Consider the following 23,470-nt stretch of genomic DNA (forward strand, 5'->3'; position numbering starts at 1 on the left):
GACAGTACAAGTCTGCGCGCTTTTTTTGTCGTTATAAGAACATATTTTTCTTGTAAGAGGACGGACCAGCAGAGGATGAATGATTAAAAATACAGCGAGTCCAAAGTGGTTGCTTTTGTGCCATTTATATTGCTTTTATGTGCTGTTTGACCTATGCAAACGGTTGATATAATCGCAGTATAAGCCACTCAGGGAGTACTTGAGTAGGAAGAATTACAGGGGGAGCAATCATGAGAACTTTGAAACGAACTTGGCCATTCCACGTAATGCTGCTGCCAGCCATCATCTTTCTGATCATATTCAGTTATATTCCCATGGGCGGCATTGTCATGGCATTTCAAAACTATAAGCCTTGGCTTGGCATAAACGGCTCGGAATGGGTCGGGCTGGATAACTTCCGATTTTTGTTTGAACGCGAGGACAGCCTGCAGGTCATTTGGAATACACTGATCATTGCAGTACTTAAACTGATATTTAATTTATTTGTACCCTTTGTTTTTGCCATTTTGTTAAATGAAGTTCGCAAAATGGCTGTACAACGAACCATCCAGACATTGGTCTACTTGCCCCACTTCTTATCCTGGGTTATCCTGGGCGGGATTTTGATCGATCTGCTTTCGACGGGAGGCTTGGTGAACAGGGTGCTAGGGAGCTTCGGACTCGGGCCGTACTTTTTCCTTGGTGATAACAGCTGGTTCCGTTCGACGGTTATTCTGACGGATGTGTGGAAGGAATTTGGCTATAACATGATTGTGTTTCTGGCTGCTCTTGCCGGGATTAATCCTGCGCTCTACGAAGCAGCAGAAATTGACGGAGCTGGACGGTGGAAACAAACGCTGCACATCACGATTCCTTCACTTGTGCCGATGCTGATGGTGGTTGGAACACTGGCGCTCGGTAATGTACTCAATGCCGGATTTGACCAGATTTTCAATCTGTACAATCCGCTCGTTTATCAAACGGGTGACATCATTGATACATTCGTATATCGTTCAGCCATGCAAAATGGTGAGATGGGCTTCGCCACTGCGATCGGATTGTTCAAGTCAGTGATCAGCATGATTTTGATTCTTGTATCCTACAGCTTAGCCAAAAAATACGCCGGATACCGCATATTCTAATCGAATGAACAAAAGAAAGAAGGGACCACGATGTATCACAAATCATTGCCTTATCGCGTGTTTAATATAGTCAATACCTGCTTTCTGATTCTGGTTGCCATCATGTGTATCGTACCGATGATTCATGTCCTGGCCGTATCCTTCAGCACGAAGGCAGCCGCCGATGCCAATCTGGTTAATCTCTGGCCTGTCGGCTTCTCGCTTGAAGCCTACAAAAAAACGATGAATAATCCAATCTTCCTGAACTCGCTTTGGATCTCCCTGCTTCGTACCGTCATTGGTACGGCGATTACCTTGCTGATTACCTTTTTGGCGGCGTACCCGTTGTCGAAAGAAAATAGTGAATTTAAAGGAAGAACGATATATTCATGGATTTTCGTTTTTAGTATGATCTTTAATGGGGGACTGGTTCCGTTCTATATGGTTATTCAGAAGATCGGCCTGATGGATTCCTTCTGGGTGCTGGTACTCCCGGGGGCAGTCAACACCTTCCTGGTCATTCTGATGCTGAACTTCTTCCGCGGTATTCCAAAAGAGCTGGAGGAAGCAGCCCTGATGGATGGAGCCAACCATTTCAGAACACTGTTCACGATCTTCCTGCCCATTTCCATGCCGTCCATTGCAACGATCGCATTGTTCAGTATGGTGTTCCACTGGAATTCCTGGTTCGACGGTCTGCTATACATGAATAACGCCAAGGATTATCCGCTGGCTACATTTATGCAAACGGTCATTATCGGACGGGATATGAGCAGTATGAGCATGAATCCCAAAGAAATGGAGGCTCTCTCGCAAACTACGGTAAGAGCAGCTCAGATTTTCATCGGAAGTGCACCGATTCTGATTGTGTATCCATTCCTGCAGCGCTTCTTTGTTAAAGGTATGACTTTGGGCTCAGTTAAAGGCTGAGCCTGCATCTAACATTGAATTGGAGGTTGATAAAGTGAGCCATTTAAAAGAAGAGGCATTCATTCTCGGAATGGATGTGTCGTTTATGGACGAAATCGAGCAGCATGGCGGGTGTTATCGTGATGAGCATGGGCAGCAGGAAGACTTGCTGACCCTTCTCAAGATGGGAGACGCCAACGCCATTCGTTTGCGTATCTGGAATGACCCTGCAGGTGGATTCTGTAATCTGGAGCGAACGGTAGCAGTTGCCAAGCGGATCAAGGAGCATGGACTGCATTTCTTGCTGGATTTCCATTATTCCGATCGCTGGGCTGACCCTGCGAATCAATGGAAGCCGAAGGCCTGGGAGAAACTGTCTTATGAGGACTTGCAACGTGAGGTGTGTAACTACACGGCAGACGTGCTGAGAACGCTCAAAGACCATGATGCCCTGCCGGATATGGTACAAGTAGGGAATGAAATCACGCCGGGCATGTTGTGGGATGAAGGGCGAGTCAGCGGAGAAGAGCATGATACGGATGAACAGTGGGAGCGTTTTGCTGGCCTTGTGAAGTATGGTATCGCTGCAGTTAAATCCGTTGATTCGGAAATCAAGATCATGATTCATATTGACCGTGGCGGCGATAATGCAGAGAGCCGCAAGTTCTATGATCGCTTTGAAGCGCTTGGGGTGGAGTTTGATATCATTGGACTCTCGTATTATCCTTGGTGGCATGGAACACTGGACGCATTGCGGGACAATCTGCACGACTTGGCTGAACGGTACGGCAAACCGATCAATGTTGTTGAAACGGCTTATCCTTGGACGCTGGAGCAGCCTGATGGTCACGAGTGGATTCTGAATCAGGAAGAATTGCTTTTGCCAGGTTATCCGGCAAGTGTAGAAGGGCAGACACGTTACCTGAAGGATCTGCTGCAAATTATCCGTGAAGTTCCCGGCGGTCTGGGTGCCGGATTCTACTACTGGGAGCCTGCATGGATTCCGAGCAAGGAAGAGTGGTCCGTTGGCCATCCGAATAACTGGGGGAACCTGACGATGTTTGACTTCAAGGGCCATAAGTTGCAATCGTTTTCAGCGCTCAAGGCCGGGCAGGAAAATGACAAGGAATTGGATGAGCAGCCGAATGTTGCATTGATCAAATAGATAAATCAAATTGAGATGAATAAGGAGTTGTCAGCATGACATACAAATATCCACCCGTAAGTTCGAAAGTGCCGCGCATGTTACATGGCGCAGACTATAATCCGGAGCAATGGCTCCGCTATCCTGAAGTGCTTGAAGAAGATATTCGATTGATGAAGCTTGCCAAATGTAACGTGATGTCTATTGGTATCTTTTCCTGGGTATCGCTTGAACCGGAGGAAGGCGTGTACACGTTTGAATGGCTGGATCAAGTACTGGATCGTTTTGCTGCCAATGGAATCTATGCATTCCTGGCTACCCCAAGCGGTGCAAGACCTGCCTGGATGTCTGCCAAGTATCCTGAAGTGCTCCGTGTAGGAGCCAATCGGGTTCGCAACCTGCATGGCTTCCGTCATAACCATTGTTATACATCTCCGGTATACCGAGAAAAGGTTACAGCAATCAATACAAAACTTGCAGAACGTTACTCGGACCATCCCGCAGTAATTGGCTGGCACATTTCCAATGAGTTCGGCGGGGATTGCCACTGTGATTATTGCCAGGACGCTTTTCGCGGCTGGGTGAAAAACAAATACGGCACACTGGACGAGCTGAATCATTCCTGGTGGACGACATTCTGGAGCCATACCGTAACGGACTGGAGTCAAGTGGAGTCACCTGCTCCACACGGAGAGACACAGGTCCATGCGATGAATTTGGACTGGCGCCGATTTGTAACGGATCAGACCGCTGATTTTATCGTACATGAAACGAAACCTCTAAAGGCCAAGAATCCAGATCTGCCTGTGACGACAAACCTGATGGAGTTTTATGAAGGATTAAACTATTGGAAGTTTGCTGATATTCTGGACTTCCTCTCCTGGGACAGCTACCCAACATGGCATGATGCAGACGAAGAAGATAAGCTGGCATCCCGAATTGCTATGATGCACGATATCGTTCGTTCAATTAAAGGTGGAAAGCCCTTCTTGTTAATGGAGAGTACACCAAGTTCAACAAACTGGCAGGAGGTTAGCAAGCTGAAAAAACCTGGCATGCATCTGCTTTCTTCTCTCCAGGCGGTGGCACACGGTTCCGATAGTGTACAATACTTCCAATGGAGAAAAAGCCGGGGGTCCAGTGAGAAACTCCATGGCGCTGTGGTAGATCATGTAGGTACAGAACATACGCGAGTGTTCCAGGATGTAACCGACGTAGGAACGGCCCTTGAAGGCATGGAAGCCATTGTGGGGACAGCGGTTCCGGCAGAGGTTGCCATCATCTTCGATTGGGAGAATCGTTGGGCCGTTAATGATTCACAAGGTCCGCGCAATATCGGGGTGAAATATGAGCAAACGGTTGAAGCCCATTACGAAGCGTTCTGGAAAAAGGGAGTTGCGGTTGACGTTATTGATATGGATGCTGACCTGTCCAAATACAAGCTGCTGGTCGCGCCTATGCTCTATCTGATGCGTGAAGGGGTCGGGGAGCGTATTGAACGATTCGTTGAAAATGGCGGTACATTCGTAGCCACGTATTGGTCAGGCATCGTTAATGAGAATGATCTGTGTTTCCTGGGCGGTTTCCCAGGACCACTCCGCAAAACGCTCGGAATCTGGTCAGAAGAAATCGACGGATTGCATGATCGGGATCTGAATGGGGTGATCCCTGTGAAAGGCAACGCGCTTCAGCTGAATGCCGAGTATGATGCAATCGAATTATGCGACCTGATTCATCTGGAAGGGGCAGAAGCCTTGGCAACGTATCGCTCAGACTTCTATGCAGGCCGACCAGCGTTAACGGTTAACCGTCTGGGATCAGGGAAAGCATATTATATAGCAACACGTACCAAAGCACCGTTTTACGATGATTTCTATGGCAGTCTAATCGCTGACCTGGGCATAGAACGTGCGCTTGAAACGCAGCTTCCTGCCGGAGTTACGGCACACATCCGTACAGACGGAACATCCGATTATGTTTTTGTGCAGAACTACACACCAGAGACGAAGAAAGTTCAATTGGACGAGCAGTCCTACAGTGATCTGTTGAGCGGTGATGGTGTGGAGGGCAGCCTGGATTTGCAACCGTATGACATCCAAGTACTGCGCAGAGCGTCTGAGCGAAAATAAAAAAATATATGTTATAGATTAAGCAGAATGAATTCAGTCCGCGTACAGAAGGGTCACCCTTAACGTCTCGATTAGACGAAGAGGATGGTCCTTTTTGTATTATTAGATCAAGTTGAGTACTTTTTCTGGGCAAGATAAAGGATAAACGTGTCCGCGCAGCGAAGACAAACAGGTAACATTGTAACTCATGACTTTCAGTCTGGGAGGAATTGGAATGAATCAAAGGAATCTAGACGGCAACAGCTTCATTATTCGACTGGAAATGACAACAAAGGATATCAAATTTGGTGAAGTGGCTTCGGCCATCTCGGAAGCTGGCGGGGATATCATTGCCATCGACGTGATTTCGACCAATCAGGATGTAAGTGTGCGCGACTTGACTGTCGCCGTAACAGATGCACAAGATAACAGCAAAATTATAGAAGGGGTGCGCCAGCTCAAAGGTGTATCCATTATTAACGTATCGGATCGGACGTTCCTGCTTCATTTGGGCGGCAAGATCGAAGTTACTCCGAAGGTCCCGATTCATAACCGGGAAGATCTGTCACGCGTATATACACCGGATGTAGCCCGGGTATGCTCGGCCATTTCAGAAGAGCCTGGAAAAGCATTTTCGCTGACAATCAAACGGAATACGGTTGCTGTAGTATCGGATGGCAGCGCTGTGCTTGGACTCGGCAACATTGGACCACGTGCCGCAATGCCAGTCATGGAAGGTAAAGCGATGTTGTTCAAACAGTTTGCAGGAGTAGATGCTTTCCCAATCTGCCTGGATACACAGGATACCGAGGAAATCATTCGAACTGTGAAAGCGATCTCACCAGCTTTTGGCGGGATTAATCTGGAGGATATCTCGTCTCCGCGTTGCTTCGAAATTGAGCGTCGCCTGAATGAGGAGTTGGATATTCCGGTATTTCATGATGACCAGCATGGTACGGCGGTTGTACTGTATGCAGGTCTGATTAACGCGCTTAAGCTGGTAGGGAAATCCATTACGGATGTGAAAATCGTTGTCTGTGGCATTGGTGCAGCAGGTGTGGCTTGCAGTAATATTCTGCTGTCTGCAGGAGCGAACCGGGTGGTTGGTGTCGATCGTGACGGGGCGTTAGTAAGGACGAATTCCTATGATAATGAAGTATGGACCGACTATGCCGCTCGTACCAATCCGGAGCTGGAGACAGGCTCACTCCGTGACGTGATTCGCGGAGCAGATGTCTTCATTGGTCTGTCCCGTGGCAATCTGTTAACTCGGGAAGATGTGCAAACCATGGCAGCCGACCCCATTGTTTTCGCCATGGCGAATCCGGTACCGGAGATTATGCCGTCCGTAGTGGAGGACATTGTGGCTGTCATGGCGACAGGTCGCTCCGATTATCCGAATCAGATCAATAACGTACTGTGTTTTCCGGGGATGTTCAGAGCGGTTCTGGACTGCCGTGCAAGTGAAATTAATGAGGAAATGAAGCTGGCTGCAGCCCAGGCAATTGCTTCGGCCATTTCGGATGAAGAACGTACCCGGTATTACATTATCCCGAGTGTGTTTAACGATAAAATTGTCAAATCGATGCGCAATCGCGTGATTGAAGCAGCTGTCAAGACGGGTGTGGCACGGCGTATACCGCGTGAACAAGCCCGCGAAGGCGGGGAAGTGTAAGATGCAAGAGAAATCCCCTCAACATCCGAACCAAAGTGCGCAACAATCGGGTCATGAGGATCATGTTGATGGAACATTAACAGGAGAGGTCATTCTTCGCGCGGCTCGCGCTTTTGTTCAGGGAGATACAGACGCACATACGGATGGTCATGACTGGCCTCATATTGAACGGGTCACCACACTTGCAGTGGAACTCGCACATCGTATGGGCGCCGATCCTTTCATCTGTGAACTGGCTGCATTACTGCATGATGTGCCAGATGAGAAGCTGAACGAAAGTCTGGAAGTAGGGATGGCGAAGCTGAATGCGTGGCTGGATAGCCAACCACTTGATGCAGATACACGGGAAGCTGTGGTAAACATCATCAGCACCATCTCCTTTGCAGGAGGACAGCGTCCTGCCGTTTCATCGCTGGAAGCCCAAGTGGTACAGGATGCGGACCGTCTGGATGCGCTGGGTGCTATCGGTATTGCGCGTACGTTTGCTTTTGCCGGCGCGAGAGGTCGTGAGATGTATGATCCCGCCCTTCCGCCACGAGAGCAGATGACGCGGGAGGAATACCGGAATGGACGCAGTACTACGATCAATCACTTTTACGAAAAGCTGTTTAAGCTAAAAGATCTGATGAACACGTCCTATGGCAAGGAACTGGCAGAGCAGCGTCATGATTTTATGGTGCAGTTCGTGGAGCAGTTCAAGCGTGAATGGGAAGGAAGGTTTTCATAACCTTCGCAGATTGAGTTAAACATACAATACCCCCTACTTCCGAGAGTGGAGTGTGGGGTGTTGTTTTGTGTACATAGAAGTAGTAGGAAATGGAATTCAACTCATCAACAGGATATAGGGCATGGTAACCCCTAGCCTTCCATGATACAATAAATCGTTCTCCTGAATTGATTCGGGCAAAAAAAGAAATATGGGGTAATAATGATAATGATCAAACGAACGAAATCAGTACTGAAGAGGAGGAGGGGTCACCATGTCATTTGGTGCACGTGTACTTAAGACGGGAATCGCGGTCACGCTGGCCCTGTACCTTAGCAGCATGTTCTTGAACCCGCAATCTCCTGTTCCCGCCGCAATCGCGGCCATCTTTGCCATGCAGCCATCCATCTACCGATCCTGGAAGTATTTCCTGGATCAGCTGCAAACGACTACACTTGGTGCAATTGTCGCCTTGCTGGGAGGCATGGTGCTGTCCAATGAGCCCATCGCCGTCGGGTTGATTATTGTACTGGTTATAATGATTTGTCTTAAATTGAATATGGGCGAGACAGTTGGTCTGACACTGGTAACCGTTGTATCCATTATGGAAGCGTCGGGTGATTGGCATTTTGCATTGAATCGTTTCCTGCTGACGCTTGTTGGCATTGTATCTGCGTTTCTTATTAATATTACGGTATTTCCACCTAAGCCAAAGATTCAGTTCGTGAAACAGATTCAGAGTGTGTTCAGTGGCATGTCACTGCTGCTGCGCACATCCATCTCGGATGAGATCAAGGAAGTCGTATTCCGGGATGAGAAAAATAATTTGGGTGGTTCGATTAAATCCTTATCCGATAAGTATAACTTGTTTGAGGAAGAGCAGAAGAAGATGAAACGTTCCAAATTCAGCGAGACCCGGCAGATGGTCGTATACAAACAGATGCTGCTGAGTCTGCAAAAAGGATTCGATGTGCTGGATTCGGTAGAACGCCATTATTTCCAGGCACAGCGAACACCCGAAATGGATCAATTCTTTGATACACATCTGGAGCTTGTTATCAAATTCCATGAACATGCGCTGCTCAAATTCGAGGATAAGCTGAAACCGAACGGAGAAGAAGCGGCACAGTTCATTTTGGATAATGATCGTTTTATGGAGCAGGCCATTTCCCAGTTTGATATCGATCAGGAGGGGATGTTGAGACTGTCCATCGTAGCCGCTGCGATCTATGATTATGGCTATCAGCTGGAACGATTAAACCGGCTTGCCGAACATGTGCATAGTGCCAGTGAAGACAAGGAGTCACAGGATAAAATTCTGAATTGGCTTAGATGGCCGTAAACATCGCAGTACAGATTGCAGTGATGAGGGATCATCATATACAATGGAAGCACAACTAGCCCGGACAGTGTGTCCGGGTTGTTTTGTATACATAGTGGAATGACTGTAACGAAAATACGAATCTAAATGAACTGAGGGATATAGAAATGAATGTACCAAAGCTTGACGCTGAATGGATAGAGTGGCTGAGTGGTGATCATCTGGAGCAGAAACAGCACGAAGCGATGCAATTGTTAACGGTGTCCGAAGATGCTTGGCCCCATCAGGCAATGATCAGCATGGGCGAAGTGATTGCCCTCAGTCCAACTCGGCTTAGACTGGCTCTATGGCAAGGAACTCAGACAAGTATGAATATGAGCCGAACAGGCAAGGCTACCTTGATTGCAGTTCATGAGCAAAGTCTGCTGCATATCCGTCTGGAAGTGAGTGCGTTATCTCAGATTGGGGAATCTATGTATCCAAGAGATCGTTTTGAAGCTCAAGTGGTGAATGTACGTGTGGATCAAGCACCATATGCAGAGATTACTTCAGGCATAACATTTCAATTAAAGGATGAGTCTGAAGCGGTGACGCGCTGGAAGGAAACCATCGAAGAATTACGGAAATAAAGGGTGTCTAACAATAGCAAGGTCGTTCTTGGGTAATAATAGAAGAAACATAAACATCAGAGAGACAAGTCAGTTAAAAGAATAAATAAAAACAACAAAAAACGCCTCCGCTTGCAACGGGACGCAGTCACTGGTACAATAAAAAATGGTTTTCAGAAAATTAGAACTAATTAACATAAAATTAAAATGTTTACTTTCTAATTAATTATACCATAGCCTTTTCGGGCTTGTCAAATGGGCTTTTTGAGGAAACAATCCGGGGAAAGAGGGGCGTATTAACATATGAGTACAGACCAGCAATGGAGCGAGGAGCAGCAGCGGGTCAACATTGTAACCGAACAGATTGAACGGAAAATCGACATCCTGGAAAAAGAGGTCGGTTCCTTCCGGGACGAAGTTGTAGGCATGAGAAAAGACTTCTGGGACGAAGTCACCATGAACTTCAGCGAAGCGGATGACGTGGGTGAGACCTCCACCAGCATGCGGCAGCAATCACAGGTTCTGTCTGACCGGGAGCGTAGTCATCTAAATACGGCAGCAGCACTGGACAAAATGAAACGGCTGCATCATTCACCTTATTTTGGACGCATTGATTTTAAGGAAGATGGCTATCCACATGCTGAACGCATTTATCTGGGGATTGCATCGTTGCTGGATGAGAAAGAGGAATCCTTCCTTGTATATGACTGGCGGGCACCCATATCGAACCTGTATTATGATGGTGCGCCAGGTCCGGTTACGTATCATACACCAAGTGGAGAGATTAACGGCGATATTGAGATGAAGCGGCAGTTTGTCATTCGGGATGGACGTATCCGCTTTATGTTTGACACTGGAGTTACGATTGGGGATGAGCTGTTGCAGGCCGTCCTCAGCCGAACCTCGGATGCACAGATGAAAAGCATTGTGGCAACAATCCAAAAGGAGCAAAACCGAATTATCCGTAATGATCGGACTCGCATGTTGATCGTACAGGGAGCTGCGGGCAGCGGTAAAACATCCGCTGCACTACAGCGTGTGGCGTATCTCCTCTATAAATACCGCGAGCATCTGCAAGCGGATCAGATGGTCCTTTTTTCGCCCAACCCGATGTTCAACAGTTATGTTTCCACCGTTCTGCCTGAACTTGGTGAGGAAAATATGTTGCAAACGACGTTCCAGGAGTATTTGGAACGCCGTCTGGGACGTGAATATCAGCTGGAAGATCCATTCATTCAACTTGAATACGTGCTCACCGGAACAGAAGATCCTCAGTACGAAGCGCGTATGTCCGGTATTCGATTCAAATCATCTGACTCCTTCCTCAAGGTCATTACACGATACAAGGACAGCATGCTGACGGAAGGCATGAAGTTTAAGCCTGTTCGATTCCAAGGGCGGGCTGTTGTTACGGCAGAGGCCATGGCCGAGAAATTTTACAGTTTTGAGTCATCCGTTAAGCTGGTGAATCGTCTGGAAATACTACGAGACTGGATGCTCAAAGAGTTATCTGCGTTCGGTAAAGGGGAATTGGAGGCTCCTTGGGTAGATCAACAACTGGATCTGATGGAGCCCGAGGATCTGCAACGGGCCTATCAACGCTTGAAGCGAAAGCAAAAAGGGAAGTCGGATACGTTCGACGATTTCCAGCAGGAAAGAGAAATACTCGCCCGTATGGTTGTGAGTGATCGGCTCAAGCCATTGCGCAAATGGATCAAATCCTTGCGTTTTGTCGATGTTCGTCAGCTGTACGCGCATCTATTCAACGATCGGGCTCAAATGATTCGCCTATTGGGGGAGGAAGCGTTACCTCCATACTGGGAAGAGATTGGGGACATGACTCTTCGCAGGATGAAAGCACAGGAGCTGGCGTATGAGGATATCACACCTTATTTGTATTTGCGTGAGTTGCTGCTCGGGTTCCATATTAACTCCAATATCCGTCATGTGATCATTGATGAGGCTCAGGATTACTCTGCATTTCAACTGGCCTTTATGAAAAGGTTATTCCCCAGAGCTAAAATGACGGCACTCGGAGATTTCAATCAGGCTATCTATGCCCATTCCTCGGTATTGCGTGGAACGGGACCGCTGACTAACCTCTATGGACCGGAAAATACAGAAGTAATTGAACTGACGAGAAGTTATCGTTCAACAAAGGAGATCGTGGAGTTTACCCGCGGCATGGTGCCTGGTGGTGACGAGATCGTTCCTTTTAACCGGAGCGGGGAAAAGCCGAAAGTGTTAGTGTCTTCCAATGAACAGGAGCATTTGGAAGTTATTACAGCCGATCTCCGTCACCTGATTCAGGAAGGGTACGAATCGGTTGCAGTCATCTGCAAGACGGCGGAAGAGAGCAAGGACGTACATGAGGCGTTAAGCAAAGTACTGCCTGCGACGCCGAAGTTAATCAAAAAAACAACACTGGCCTTTGAACGTGGTGTGCATATCATCCCTGCTTATCTGGCCAAAGGTGTGGAGTTTGATGCTGTGCTGATCTATGATGGCTCTGCAGAACAATACGCCAAGGAGCATGAACGCAAGCTGTTCTACACCGCTTGTACTCGAGCCATGCATTTGCTGCACGTGTACTGCCTGGGTAAACCAAGTCCGTTCATTACATCCCAGTCCGAAGAATTATATGACATGGGTAAAGTATCTGCGGCCCAAGCCGATTAACTTTATCTTTCACGTTCGTGAAGAAGGCTTCCGTTCGATGGGACGGAAGTCTTTCTGTGTATTGCGGAATACGATGTGGGGAATAAGAAACTCCATAAGGTTAGACGGCTTCTGATATAAGATCAGATGGATTAGGTTTCATGGATAAAAAATGATCCATCATTTGTGTTGATGCACAATAGGTGTGAATTATCTTTACACATTGAGTCTGGACTCATATAATCGTAACAATCTATTTTTTTTGGATCGTTTATTTCATGAAGGAGGCAGCAACATGAACACACCATCTTTTGAACGCCCGTTAATGGCGGATTGTGTACCGGATCTGGTAGCAACAGCACGGGGAGACTTGCCTGCAACATTGGTCATTCGGGGCGGAACGCTGGTTAATGTAATTTCGGGAGAGATTTTACCAGGGATGTCCATAGCGGTACAGGGAGCCCGGATTGCATATGTAGGCAAAGATGTAAGCCATGCGATCGGAGAACATACACGCATCATTGAGGCTGAAGGCAAATACATTGCGCCCGGATTGCTGGATGGGCACTGTCACATTGAAAGTACTCAAATGAAAGTAACCGAGTTTGCAAGAGCCGTTCTGCCTTCCGGTACAACCGGTGGTTTCTTTGACCCGCATGAGATTTCCAATGTGCTTGGACTGAAAGGCCTGCGGTTAATGCTGGATGAAGCACGTACGACCCCAATGGCTGCTTATATGCAGGTGGCTTCCTGTGTTCCTTCCTCACATCCGGGACTGGAGACAACAGGTGCGTATATTGGACCGGAAGAAGTGGCGGAAGCCCTATCCTGGGGGCCGGATATGATTGGTCTTGGCGAAGTGATGAACTTCCCAGGGGTTGTTTATGGCGACGAGACGATGATTGGTGAGATTCAGGCAACGCTGCGAGCAGGCAAGGTGGCAGATGGTCACTTCACCTGGGCAGCGGATGACTGGCGTCTGCCAGCCTATGCAGCAAGTGGCGTTACAGGGGATCATGAATGTGTTACGAAGGAAGATGTGGTGGAACGTCTGCGGCTTGGCATGTATGCCAAAATGCGTCAGGGCTCTGCATGGCATGATGTTGCGGAAACGATCAAAGCCTGCACAGAGCTTGGTCTGGATACACGCCGCATGATGCTGGTGACCGATGATCGAAGTTCCGAGTCATTGCTCAAGGAAGGTCATATGGATTTTGTAGTTCGATTGGCTATTTCGCAAGGGGTGAAGCCGGTCACGGCTTTCCAGATGGCAACCATCAATACGGCTGAACGCTTCGGCGTAGCCCGTGACGTAGGTGCCGTGATCCCCGGGAATATCGCCGACATCATTTTGCTCGATGGACGTTTGGCGGATGTCCGGGTAGGCATGACGATTGCCGCGGGGCATGTTGTGGCAGAGAACGGCAAAATGACAGCGGTATGGGATGGCTTCATCTATCCGGAAGAGGCGCTGAACACAGTGAAACTGGAGGCAAATATCCAGCCGAAGGACATGGAGTTGTCCGCGCCGATTACCGAAGGTATGATTGGAGCGAAAGTCATTCATGTGACGGAGAATCATGTGGATACGAAGGAAAAGCATGTGAATGTCGCGGTAGAACATGGTAATGTCGTCATTCCGGCTTCTGGTGAAATCTGCAAAATCGCGGTGCTGGAGCGCCATAAACAAACGGGAAATCATGCTGTTGCGCTTGTAGGAGGCATTGGTTTTACATGTCCTGCGGCCATTGCCATGACCGTTGCTCATGACAGCCACAATCTGCTCATTATCGGTAATGATGATGCATTGATGGCTGAGGCAGGTAACCGGGTCATTAAAATGCAAGGCGGCGTAGCCGTTGTGACTACCTCCGGTGTGACCGAATTCCCATTGCGAATTGCGGGCTTGATGTCAACAGAATCTTTTGAAAAGGTGGCAGTCCAATCTGCTGCTGTCAGTGAAGCATTGCAGTCTGCTGGCTGTACGTTAAATAACGCCTTCATGACGCTGTCCCTGCTGGCGCTAGTTGTGATTCCGGAACTGCGTTTGTCCGATAAAGGTCTTGTACGCATTTCGGCAGAAGGCATTGAGCTGGTATCTCTGTTTGATGAAATGGTGGAGAATACACCGGCTGCACCACCCGGGAACTAACGAATAACGAATAAACCACATCCGTTTGTCCTTGAAGTGGGAAGGAAAATGAAGGTCGTCTTAGGGCGGCCTTTTTTTGCGTTTAGATGGAAAGCGCTTACTAGGTCTTCGGTCGTTTGTGGTTCATATGTAATGAATGACTCAAGATAGGTGTAAATAAAGCTAAATTTATAATATTTTCTATAAATGAGTCTTAAGAACTATAAATACAGAAGTGTGTATACCCGAAATAATGTTATATGATTCTTTCGTCGTGAGTCTTAGAGATGATGTTGCATATAGAAGCAATGTAAATAGTCGTACTTCGAATCAGTGCTTTTGAATGAATATAAAACGACAGATTTCCATCGGGATTTGCACGTCAGAGCTGCATAACATCAAAGGGAGTGTATAAATATGAAAAGTAAAAGGGGTCAATATTTAGTTTTGTTCATAAGTTGTTTCATGCTGTTAACGAGCCATACCTACACTTGCAAGGCCACTGCACTGGGTTCAGTTGACAGTTATGAAACCATCCATGGAACGGTACAGGGATCGGTGAGAGCAACCTGGTTATGGGACACCATGCAGATTCAAAGTAACCCTCAGCTCGTTCTGAAGTTTGCGACTGTGAACAAAATCAATACGATCTACCTACAAATGAATCGGGATGTGAAGCTTCCGTACTATACGGATTTCATTCGTATGGCCAGAGAGAAAAATATAGCCGTGGACGTCATGGATGGCAGACCTGCCTGGGGATTGACCGAGAGCCGGCAGCAAATTGCCGATTTTCTGGACTGGGTTGAAGCATATCAAAATCAAGTAGAGCCCGATGAGAAATTTGCAGGCATTCATCTGGACATTGAACCTCATGTTCATCCAGAGTGGAAAACGAATCAGGCCAGTGTGATTACACAGTGGCAGGGGAACGTTCAATATATAGTTGATCGGGCCGCTCGGATGAAAATGCCTGTAGCCGCAGACCTGCCCTTCTGGCTTGATGGTTACAAGATTCCGGGTTCAACGATGAATGTAAGCAGCTGGATGATCCGCAAGTTCGATTCAATCACCATTATGGCGTATCGGGATACGGCTGCGGCTATCTATAAAGTAGCGAAGGATGAGCTTGAGGAAGCGGCACTTCTGGGCAAAACGGTATCCATTGCCGTGGAGACCAAGCAGAGCAAGGAAGGCGACTTTATCACCTTTTATGAAGAAGGTACAGCGTATATGGAAGCACAGCTCCAATTGGTTGAGAAAATGGCGAGTACACATTCGTCGTTTAACGGCTTTTCGGTCCATGAGTACAGCTCATGGGAGCTATTAAAGAAATAAATTCCATCCATCCATCAGAAAGAAAAAGGTGCTTATAGCCGAACTGAAGTGCGACCTGTCAAGTGAACAAGTCGCACTTCAAACGAGCTGTGGCACCTTTTGTTTATAAGATCCACAAGTGGAAAGCAGTGAACGATCGCGGCTACAGCGTTCAGGAAACTTCATAAAGTTTACGACTAGATCAGCGCAGGTTCCATCTCCACTTTCTCATAAAACATTTTGCGATATTGGGATGGGGTCGTATTCTTGTGTTTCTTGAACGTTGTAATGAAGTAGCTTAAATGCTCGAAGCCGACGTCCATGGCAATATCCACAATTTTGTGGTCGGTGTTCTCAAGCTGATAACAGGCCTGCTGAACACGATAATAGTTGATATAGTCGACCGGGCTTTTCTGCACCATTTGTTTGAAAAAGCGGCAAAAGTGTCCTTCGCTCATATTGGCTTCATCCGCCAGTTCTTTCAACTTGAGTGGTTCGGGATAACGCTTGTGAATATAGCTTAACACTGATTTCAGGCGTTCCACTTTATCATGGCTGCCTGCCGAAACAGTTCCTTTAAGTGGGGCAGGTCTCATATGTTCAAACAATTGTGCAAAGATAAGATAGAGGTAAGCCTTCGTTGTCATCTCACAGGTGGCCGTCCCGGTGGCATGATCAGCGAAAATTCGTTTTAAATGATGAAGAATCTCTTGTCCCCACGCTTCATCGGCACGGATATGGTAAGGAGGAAGAACCGTTTTGTGTACAAGCGGGCCCACGAATTTCTCCTGTACAGCATCGAATGTCCGACTGCCTAACAGCTCCGGGTTAAATACAATGGACGAAAAAACGCAGGGGACATCACCCTTTAGATAGCCTGCATGAATCTCACCCCGATTGATAAATATGGCTTCGCCCGCCTGAACCTCTACCGTATTCATATCGATTTGAAAAACAGCACTGCCCTGAGTCACCATGGTGAACTCCATCTCATCATGCCAGTGGCAATCCAGAATGCTGTCGCCATTCAACTGCTGAATATCCGGGTACACACTGACGGGATACATGGCATTGCCGTGAATCCGGTTTTCCCGTAATCGTTCACGTTCCATAGGAGATTCTCCTTTTGCATCATTATTAATGTAAACGTTCCCATAGATTGGTGATGTTTATAAGGAAACGGATAAGAAATATCAAAATCGTGATATATTTGGTCAAAATATGAGAAGAAATTCGTTATTAATGTCAATATTATTATAGTATAACCGAAGGGGGAAAGAAAACATGAAATTTACTGATGGATTCTGGATGACTCGTGAAGGGTACCACATTCAAAACCCGACTGACATTCGTGATATTGTGCAAAAAGAGGATTCTTTGACCGTATATGCGGCAACTAAATATATTCGTACCAAAGGCGATACGCTGAACGGTACATTGCTTAAAGCAACGTACAGCTCACCAATGCCTAACGTTATTCGTGTAACTTTGAATCACCATAAAGGCGGAGTGAAAAAAGGGCCTGTATTTGAGCTTAATACGCAAGATGCGAACGTTGACATCTCCAAAAATGAACAAGGTGCTGTTTTGAAAAGCGGCAATCTGGAAGTTCAAATCGACAAAACAAACGGTTGGGACGTCAGCTTCCTGTATGGAGGAAAACGGATTACAGGTAGTGGTCAAAGAGCGGCTGGCTACATTACAGGTCCGAGTAAGGAAGCGTACTTCCGCGAGCAGCTTGATCTCGGCATTGGTGAATACGTTTACGGACTTGGTGAGCGCTTCACACCGTTTGTTAAGAATGGTCAAGTGGTTGATACTTGGAATGAGGACGGCGGTACAAGCAGCGAGCAGTCATATAAAAACATTCCTTTCTATTTGTCCAATAAAGGATATGGCGTATTTGTAAACCATCCTGAACGCGTATCGTATGAGATTGCATCTGAGAATGTATCTAAAGTGCAGTTCAGCGTAGAAGGCGAGACGTTGGAATACTTCATTATCGGCGGTGACAATCCAAAGGATGTACTTGATAATTATACGAAATTAACAGGTAAACCAGCGCTCCCACCGGCATGGACGTTTGGTCTGTGGCTGACAACATCATTCACAACGGATTATGATGAAGCAACGGTTAACCATTTCGTAGATGGTATGGCTGAACGTGATCTTCCGCTGTCTGTATTCCATTTTGACTGTTTCTGGATGAAGGAATACCAATGGTCTGATTTCGTATGGGATGAAGCGATGTTCCCTGATCCGGAAGGCATGCTTGCACGTCTGAAAGAAAAAGGTCTTAAAATTTGTGCCTGGATCAATCCTTATATCGCAGAAAAATCCTATTTGTTCGATGAAGGTATGGAGAACGGTTATCTGGTAAAAACAGCGGATGGCAGCGTATGGCAATGGGATATGTGGCAGGCAGGTATGGCTCTGGTTGATTTCACGAATCCGGATGCTGTGAATTGGTATAAGAGTAAGCTGGAAGTTCTGCTTGATCAAGGTGTTGATTCATTCAAGACCGACTTCGGTGAACGAATTCCGACAGATGTTGTGTACTTTGATGGCTCTGATCCGGTTAAAATGCACAACTATTATACACAGCTCTATAACAAAGCTGTTTTTGAATTGCTCGAAGATAAGATTGGCAAAAACGAAGCTGCCCTGTTTGCACGTTCTGCAACAGCAGGGGGTCAACAGTTCCCGGTTCACTGGGGCGGAGACTGCTCTTCTACGTATGAATCCATGGCTGAATCACTTCGAGGCGGCCTCTCGCTTGGACTTTCCGGTTTCGGATTCTGGAGCCATGATATCAGCGGCTTTGAAAGTACAGCGACCCCCGACGTATACAAACGTTGGGTACAATTCGGACTTTTATCTTCTCACAGCCGCTTACACGGAAGTACTTCGTATCGTGTGCCTTGGCTGTTTGACGAGGAATCCGTGGACGTTGTTCGTGACTTTACCAAACTCAAAATCAGCCTGATGCCGTACCTTTACAATTCTGCGGTGGAGTCGACGGTAAAAGGTATTCCGATGATGCGTGCGATGCTGCTGGATTTCCCAGAGGATCCAACAACCTACAACCTGGATACTCAATACATGTTTGGTGATTCAATCTTGGTAGCTCCGATCTTCAACAAGGAGGGTGATGTTCGTTATTACCTGCCTGAAGGAACATGGACCAACTACCTGACAGGTGCGAAAGTTGAAGGTGGACGCTGGATTAGCGAAAACCATGATTTCAAAACACTGCCAATGATGATCAAACCCAACAGTCTGATTGCGGTCGGTGCTGTGGATAGCAAACCGGATTATGACTTTGCGGATAATGTGTCGCTTCACTTGTTCGAACTGGCTGACGGCAACTCCGCTCAAGCGGTGGTTGTAAACCAAAGTGCTGAGCAGGAGCTGGTTGTTAACGTATCCCGTAACGGCTCTGTTCTGGAAGTTCGTGCTGAAGGTGCAGGCAAACCATGGAATGTCGTGCTGCGTGGGATCGAGAGTATATCCGGCGTAGAGGGCGGTTCTCAAGCGTCTGGTGCAAATGGTGTTGTCGTTACGGCAGCAGCAGGTACAAGCTCGCTTACCATTCAACTGTAATATGTATTGATGACAGAAGGGCGGTGCCGGAAGGTGCCGTCTGTTTGTTTACTGTCGAGCCATAGAAAATATGGTTTTAGCAATTGAATGGTAGTATCATGTAAATTGCTAGTGACAGATAAAGATAGGGGATTAAATAAAATGATCACAATGAATTCAGGGTTACATCAAACCATTACAGCAGAGATGCTGCACCATCTGGTGGAGAAAAATTTTGGAACCGCTACCATCGTGAAGAATTTTGCTCTTCTGCATGGTGGACTTTTTAATACAACGTACCGGATTCAGCTTGAACATGCATCAGTTGCGGATGTGATTTTGCGTTTGGCCCCAGAGCGGGTAGTAATGCCGTCCGGTTCTGCGAGCGATCCGTTATTTTCATTTGAACGTACGATGATGGCGGCCGAACCTGTTGTTTATGACTACTACCATAAGGTCGGCATTCCCGCTCCAAACATTATTGCCTGTGATGACAGTGGATCGATCATTCCGAGAACGTACATGTTTATGGAGTTTATCCCCAGTAAGCAGCTGGATCATCCATCGATTTCGGAAGCAGATAAAGAGCGATTATATCATCAGCTCGGCGCTTATACCGCTGTCATGCATCAGATTGAGGGTACATCGTTTGGCTGGCCGCAGGGCGATGGGACGATTAAAGGCTCGAATCATTGGTCCGAGGTGCTGCACTCTTTTGCAGAAGAGACGGCCCTCAAAGCGTCACAAGCCGGGTATATGCCAGGTGTGGGGCAAGAGATTGCAGACATGTTCATTAAAAATAAGGATTTATTTGATCAGGTGGCTGTTCCGGTTCTTGTGCATAATGATCTGTGGGAAGCTAACGTGCTTGTACATGAGGAAAACGGGGAGCTAAACATTGCCGCCCTTATTGACGGGGATCGTTCCATGTTTGCTGACAGGGAGTTTGAAGCCATTTTATCGACAGAATCAGCTGCTTTTCATGAAGGCTATGGTCACCCACAGGATATGTCTGATGAGGGACAGGCTCGCCGACTTGCTTATCGGATACTTTCCTCTTACTTTAATGCGTATGTCCATGAGCATCAGGTGGATCAGCCGGAGGCAGGACAGAAGTATTGCGAACGTACACGGAATCTATTGGAACAATGGAAGCAACTCAAACTTAACTAATGCGTAGGAGGGTTTAGCATGAAGGAGTATGTTCAATTTCCAATGTGGGACGCAACATTGTCCTTGGAAGAACGACTGGATGACTTGATCGCGCGTCTGACAACCGAGGAGAAGATTCGATTAATTCCTACTCGTGAAGCCGCTGTGCCCCGATTGGGAATCCCCGGCTACAACGTTGGAGGTGAGGCGGCTCACGGGGTTGCCTGGATCGGCGAGGCTACCGTGTTTCCGCAACCTCTCGGTTTGTCGAGCACCTGGAATACGAGGCTCATGCGTGAGATTGGCTCCGTCATCGGAGATGAAGCCAGAGCATACCACCATCGTGCACCTGAACGCCATGGCTTGACTTTATGGGCACCAACCGTCGATCTGGAACGTGATCCGCGTTGGGGCAGAACGGAAGAAGGTTATGGTGAAGACCCCGTACTGACGGGTGAAATGTCGGCAGCGCTTGTGAAAGGCATGCAGGGTAATCACTCTTTCTATCTGAAAATGGTAGCGACGCTGAAGCACTTTTTTGCCAACAATAATGAGAAGGATCGGTTAAATTGCTCATCCAGCATCGATCCGCGCAACTTGCGTGAATATTATTTAAAAGCATTTGAGACGCCATTCGTAGAAGGCGGTGCCTTGTCGATGATGACGGCATACAATTCCATCAACGGCACACCAGCCATTGAAAGCCCATATGTGAATGATGTGGTCAAGGGTGAGTGGGCCATGCTTGGATTTATCGTCTGTGACGGGGGTGACTTGTCCCAGACGGTCAATTATCACGGTTATCATGCCTCGCATGCGGAATCGGCGGCAGGCGCTATAAAGGCAGGCGTGGACTGTTTGACGGACGAGGTTGATTTAGTCGTATCTGCCTTGGAAGAGGCGCTTGAGCGGAACTTGCTGGAGGTCGAGGATCTTGATCGGGCCATTCGTAATATTTTTGGCGTGCGGATGCGGCTTGGCCAACTGGATCAGACGGGTCTTAATCCGTACGCTTCGATAACGGAGTCTGTATTGTGTGCACCTGAACATGGAAAGTTAAGCTATAGAGCGGCTGCCGAGTCTATCGTTTTACTCAAAAACGAGGGTCTGCTTCCACTCCATGCAGAAACGTTGCAAAAAGTTAGTGTGATTGGCCCCCTTGCGGATGTGGTCTATACCGATTGGTACAGCGGCACGCTGCCTTATCGTGTTACCGCTCTTGAAGGACTGCGCAAGCAGCTTGCCGGAGCAGAAGTATCTTTTGTAGATGGGAATGATCGCATAAGCCTGAGGACAGGCGATGGAAAGGTAATCACGCTTGGTGCTGAAGGAAAGCTTGTTGCCGCACCGGAAGGCAGTGCAGAGACAGCCGAGTTCATCCATCAGGATTGGGGCTGGGGAAGTCACACGCTTCGCAGTGTGAGGAATAATCGCTATGTTTCGTTAACCGAACAGGGCATTTATCAGGCGAATGCACCGGAGATTGGTGGCTGGTTCGTCAAGGAAGTGATACAGATTAATTCACTAGCGGATGGAAACAGTACGCTGCGTTCATGGAATGGGGTTCCGTTGGAGTTGAATGAACAGCAGGGGCAACGGGTGCTTTCTCCAATGACGGAACAAACAGATGAGGACTTGAGGGCATCTGGAAATCCAAATGCGATAGAAGGAATGCAGGAACCTGCTGTGTTCAAGCTGGATGTGATTGCTAACGGAATAGAGCAGGCGAGAGAAGCTGCACAGAACAGCGACGTCTCTGTCGTTGTTGTCGGTAATAGTCCGTATATTAACGGTAAAGAGGAAATCGATCGCCCTAGTCTGCTGCTTCCGCCTGATCAGGTTCGGCTGGTGAAGGAAGTCTGCAATGTGAACCCTAATACGGTGGTTGTCATTGTGGGCAGTTATCCATTTGTACTGCAAGAGTTGAAAGATGTGGCTCCGGCAATTGTATACCTGACACATGCAGGGCAGGAATTAGGAAATGCGGTTGCCGATGTTCTGCTTGGAAATTATGCTCCTGCTGGCAGATTAAACATGACCTGGTATGAGGATGAATCGCAGCTTCCTGACATCATGGATTATGATATCATTCTTAACGGTACAACTTATATGTATCATGAAGGCCCTGTTCTGTTTCCCTTTGGTCATGGGTTGACCTATTCAGAATTTGAGTATAAATCGATCCAAGTGGATCGGGGACAGGGAGCTTCTGGAGAAGATGTGCTGAAGATTGAGGTACAGGTCGAGAACAAAGGGCCTTATGACAGTGATGAAGTGGTTCAACTGTATGGACACGCGCGAACTTCCAGGGTGAAACGCCCGCAAAGACAGTTGATCGGCTTTCGGCGGATTCATGTTGCCTCTGGCGCTGCAGAGAAGCTCTCTTTCGAAATTCCTATGGAGAAGCTTGCTCTGTGGGATGTCACTCGTGACAGATTTTGCCTTGAAACAGCTTCCTGGTCAATCATGGTTGGTCGTTCCTCATCAGATATCTGTCAGACAGCCGAAATTCACATCGAAGGGGAAATCATTCCTGCACGTGCGCTGAATCTGCCTACTTATGCGGAAAATTACGATGCATATGCAGGTATTCTTCTGGATGAATGTCTGGAAGGGCGTTCAGCTGTCCGCGCAATTGCTTCAGGTGAACCGTTATATCGCGAAGGTCAAGCCTCGTGGATTTCATTTCACGATAATGCGTTCCGACAAGCCCGTGCGTTTGAGGGCAGGGTCGCTGCTTTTGGAAAAGCCGGTACTCTTGAGATTCGAGCTGGAGGTCCGGAAGGGCCGTTGCTGGGGACCTGTGTCGTTCCGGGGCCTGGGACTGTAAATGGAAATGATCCCGAATGGAAAACAGTACGCTGTAACCTGGAGACGGAACATGAGATAGATCAGTTGTGCATGGTGTTTAAGGGCGGCGCAGCCCTCCAACAATTTGTGTTACATTAAGCGTCTATTCTCCAACTTCATGAAAGCATAGCGCAAAAAGGCTGTTCGGACACCGAATTCGGTGTCCGAACAGCCTTTTTGCGTTGTGATTCGAAGTGATGTTTTTTACA

15 protein-coding genes are annotated in these 23,470 nt (G+C 47.5%); 14 read left to right on the top strand and 1 reads right to left on the bottom strand.

What is annotated here, in order from left to right; translation table 11 throughout:
• The first annotated feature begins 230 nt into the window (after nt 1–230).
• The 11 genes from ACFTRD_RS06880 (at nt 231) to ACFTRD_RS06930 (ending at nt 15,698) form a co-directional block, all read left to right on the top strand.
• Nucleotides 231–1,121, top strand: coding sequence for an ABC transporter permease (locus ACFTRD_RS06880; RefSeq protein WP_192266129.1), 891 nt, complete (start codon nt 231–233; stop codon nt 1,119–1,121).
• A 30-nt stretch (nt 1,122–1,151) separates the two neighbouring features.
• The gene (locus ACFTRD_RS06885) at nt 1,152–2,030 is read left to right on the top strand and encodes a carbohydrate ABC transporter permease (protein ID WP_192266131.1); all 879 of its coding nucleotides are present in this window, start codon (nt 1,152–1,154) and stop codon (nt 2,028–2,030) included.
• A 34-nt stretch (nt 2,031–2,064) separates the two neighbouring features.
• Complete coding sequence (locus tag ACFTRD_RS06890) at nt 2,065–3,174, top strand: glycoside hydrolase family 53 protein (RefSeq protein ID WP_379378299.1); 1,110 nt, start codon at nt 2,065–2,067, stop codon at nt 3,172–3,174.
• Between the two features lie 35 nt (nt 3,175–3,209).
• Nucleotides 3,210–5,282, top strand: a complete 2,073-nt coding sequence (locus ACFTRD_RS06895) for a beta-galactosidase (RefSeq protein WP_379378301.1) — start codon at nt 3,210–3,212, stop codon at nt 5,280–5,282.
• 214 nt (nt 5,283–5,496) lie between these two features.
• On the top strand, nt 5,497–6,936 hold the full coding sequence (locus ACFTRD_RS06900; RefSeq protein ID WP_192266133.1) for an NAD-dependent malic enzyme: 1,440 nt from the start codon (nt 5,497–5,499) through the stop codon (nt 6,934–6,936).
• A 1-nt stretch (nt 6,937) separates the two neighbouring features.
• Nucleotides 6,938–7,663, top strand: a complete 726-nt coding sequence (locus ACFTRD_RS06905; protein WP_379378303.1) for an HD domain-containing protein — start codon at nt 6,938–6,940, stop codon at nt 7,661–7,663.
• A gap of 253 nt (nt 7,664–7,916) precedes the next feature.
• Entirely contained in the window at nt 7,917–8,984 is a 1,068-nt protein-coding gene (locus tag ACFTRD_RS06910; RefSeq protein WP_379378305.1) for an FUSC family protein, read from the top strand.
• Nucleotides 8,985–9,130: 146 nt separating this feature from the next.
• Entirely contained in the window at nt 9,131–9,592 is a 462-nt protein-coding gene (locus ACFTRD_RS06915; RefSeq protein WP_379378307.1) for a pyridoxamine 5'-phosphate oxidase family protein, read from the top strand.
• A gap of 282 nt (nt 9,593–9,874) precedes the next feature.
• A complete protein-coding gene (gene helD / locus ACFTRD_RS06920) occupies nt 9,875–12,250 on the top strand; it encodes an RNA polymerase recycling motor HelD (RefSeq protein ID WP_379378309.1) in 2,376 nt (791 codons plus the stop codon).
• Between the two features lie 274 nt (nt 12,251–12,524).
• A complete protein-coding gene (locus ACFTRD_RS06925) occupies nt 12,525–14,381 on the top strand; it encodes an adenine deaminase (RefSeq protein ID WP_379378311.1) in 1,857 nt (618 codons plus the stop codon).
• 396 nt (nt 14,382–14,777) lie between these two features.
• The gene (locus ACFTRD_RS06930; RefSeq protein WP_379378313.1) at nt 14,778–15,698 is read left to right on the top strand and encodes a hypothetical protein; all 921 of its coding nucleotides are present in this window, start codon (nt 14,778–14,780) and stop codon (nt 15,696–15,698) included.
• A gap of 176 nt (nt 15,699–15,874) precedes the next feature.
• Here the strand turns inward: ACFTRD_RS06930 and ACFTRD_RS06935 are convergent, their stop codons facing one another.
• On the bottom strand, nt 15,875–16,789 hold the full coding sequence (locus ACFTRD_RS06935; RefSeq protein WP_379378315.1) for an AraC family transcriptional regulator: 915 nt from the start codon (nt 16,787–16,789) through the stop codon (nt 15,875–15,877).
• A gap of 172 nt (nt 16,790–16,961) precedes the next feature.
• On the opposite strand from ACFTRD_RS06935, the gene yicI reads away from it, so the two are divergent.
• The 3 genes from yicI (at nt 16,962) to ACFTRD_RS06950 (ending at nt 23,360) form a co-directional block, all read left to right on the top strand.
• On the top strand, nt 16,962–19,280 hold the full coding sequence (gene yicI / locus ACFTRD_RS06940) for an alpha-xylosidase (protein ID WP_379378317.1): 2,319 nt from the start codon (nt 16,962–16,964) through the stop codon (nt 19,278–19,280).
• Nucleotides 19,281–19,421: 141 nt separating this feature from the next.
• Nucleotides 19,422–20,432, top strand: coding sequence for a phosphotransferase family protein (locus ACFTRD_RS06945; RefSeq protein WP_379378319.1), 1,011 nt, complete (start codon nt 19,422–19,424; stop codon nt 20,430–20,432).
• Nucleotides 20,433–20,450: 18 nt separating this feature from the next.
• Entirely contained in the window at nt 20,451–23,360 is a 2,910-nt protein-coding gene (locus ACFTRD_RS06950) for a glycoside hydrolase family 3 C-terminal domain-containing protein (protein ID WP_379378321.1), read from the top strand.
• Nucleotides 23,361–23,470 lie beyond the last annotated feature (110 nt).

It is taken from the genome of Paenibacillus sp. NPDC056933 (assembly GCF_042674385.1).
Classification (GTDB): Bacteria; Bacillota; Bacilli; order Paenibacillales; family Paenibacillaceae; genus Paenibacillus.

Excerpts from the sequence above, each read along its gene's own strand:
- ACFTRD_RS06910 (WP_379378305.1), top strand. The coding sequence starts at position 7,917 with ATGTCATTTGGTGCACGTGTACTTAAGACGGGAATCGCGGTCACGCTG.
- ACFTRD_RS06935 (WP_379378315.1), bottom strand. The coding sequence starts at position 16,789 with ATGGAACGTGAACGATTACGGGAAAACCGGATTCACGGCAATGCCATG.
- ACFTRD_RS06925 (WP_379378311.1), top strand. The coding sequence starts at position 12,525 with ATGAACACACCATCTTTTGAACGCCCGTTAATGGCGGATTGTGTACCG.
- ACFTRD_RS06950 (WP_379378321.1), top strand. The coding sequence starts at position 20,451 with ATGAAGGAGTATGTTCAATTTCCAATGTGGGACGCAACATTGTCCTTG.
- helD (WP_379378309.1), top strand. The coding sequence starts at position 9,875 with ATGAGTACAGACCAGCAATGGAGCGAGGAGCAGCAGCGGGTCAACATT.
- ACFTRD_RS06930 (WP_379378313.1), top strand. The coding sequence starts at position 14,778 with ATGAAAAGTAAAAGGGGTCAATATTTAGTTTTGTTCATAAGTTGTTTC.
- ACFTRD_RS06905 (WP_379378303.1), top strand. The coding sequence starts at position 6,938 with ATGCAAGAGAAATCCCCTCAACATCCGAACCAAAGTGCGCAACAATCG.
- yicI (WP_379378317.1), top strand. The coding sequence starts at position 16,962 with ATGAAATTTACTGATGGATTCTGGATGACTCGTGAAGGGTACCACATT.
- ACFTRD_RS06945 (WP_379378319.1), top strand. The coding sequence starts at position 19,422 with ATGATCACAATGAATTCAGGGTTACATCAAACCATTACAGCAGAGATG.
- ACFTRD_RS06880 (WP_192266129.1), top strand. The coding sequence starts at position 231 with ATGAGAACTTTGAAACGAACTTGGCCATTCCACGTAATGCTGCTGCCA.
- ACFTRD_RS06900 (WP_192266133.1), top strand. The coding sequence starts at position 5,497 with ATGAATCAAAGGAATCTAGACGGCAACAGCTTCATTATTCGACTGGAA.
- ACFTRD_RS06895 (WP_379378301.1), top strand. The coding sequence starts at position 3,210 with ATGACATACAAATATCCACCCGTAAGTTCGAAAGTGCCGCGCATGTTA.
- ACFTRD_RS06885 (WP_192266131.1), top strand. The coding sequence starts at position 1,152 with ATGTATCACAAATCATTGCCTTATCGCGTGTTTAATATAGTCAATACC.
- ACFTRD_RS06915 (WP_379378307.1), top strand. The coding sequence starts at position 9,131 with ATGAATGTACCAAAGCTTGACGCTGAATGGATAGAGTGGCTGAGTGGT.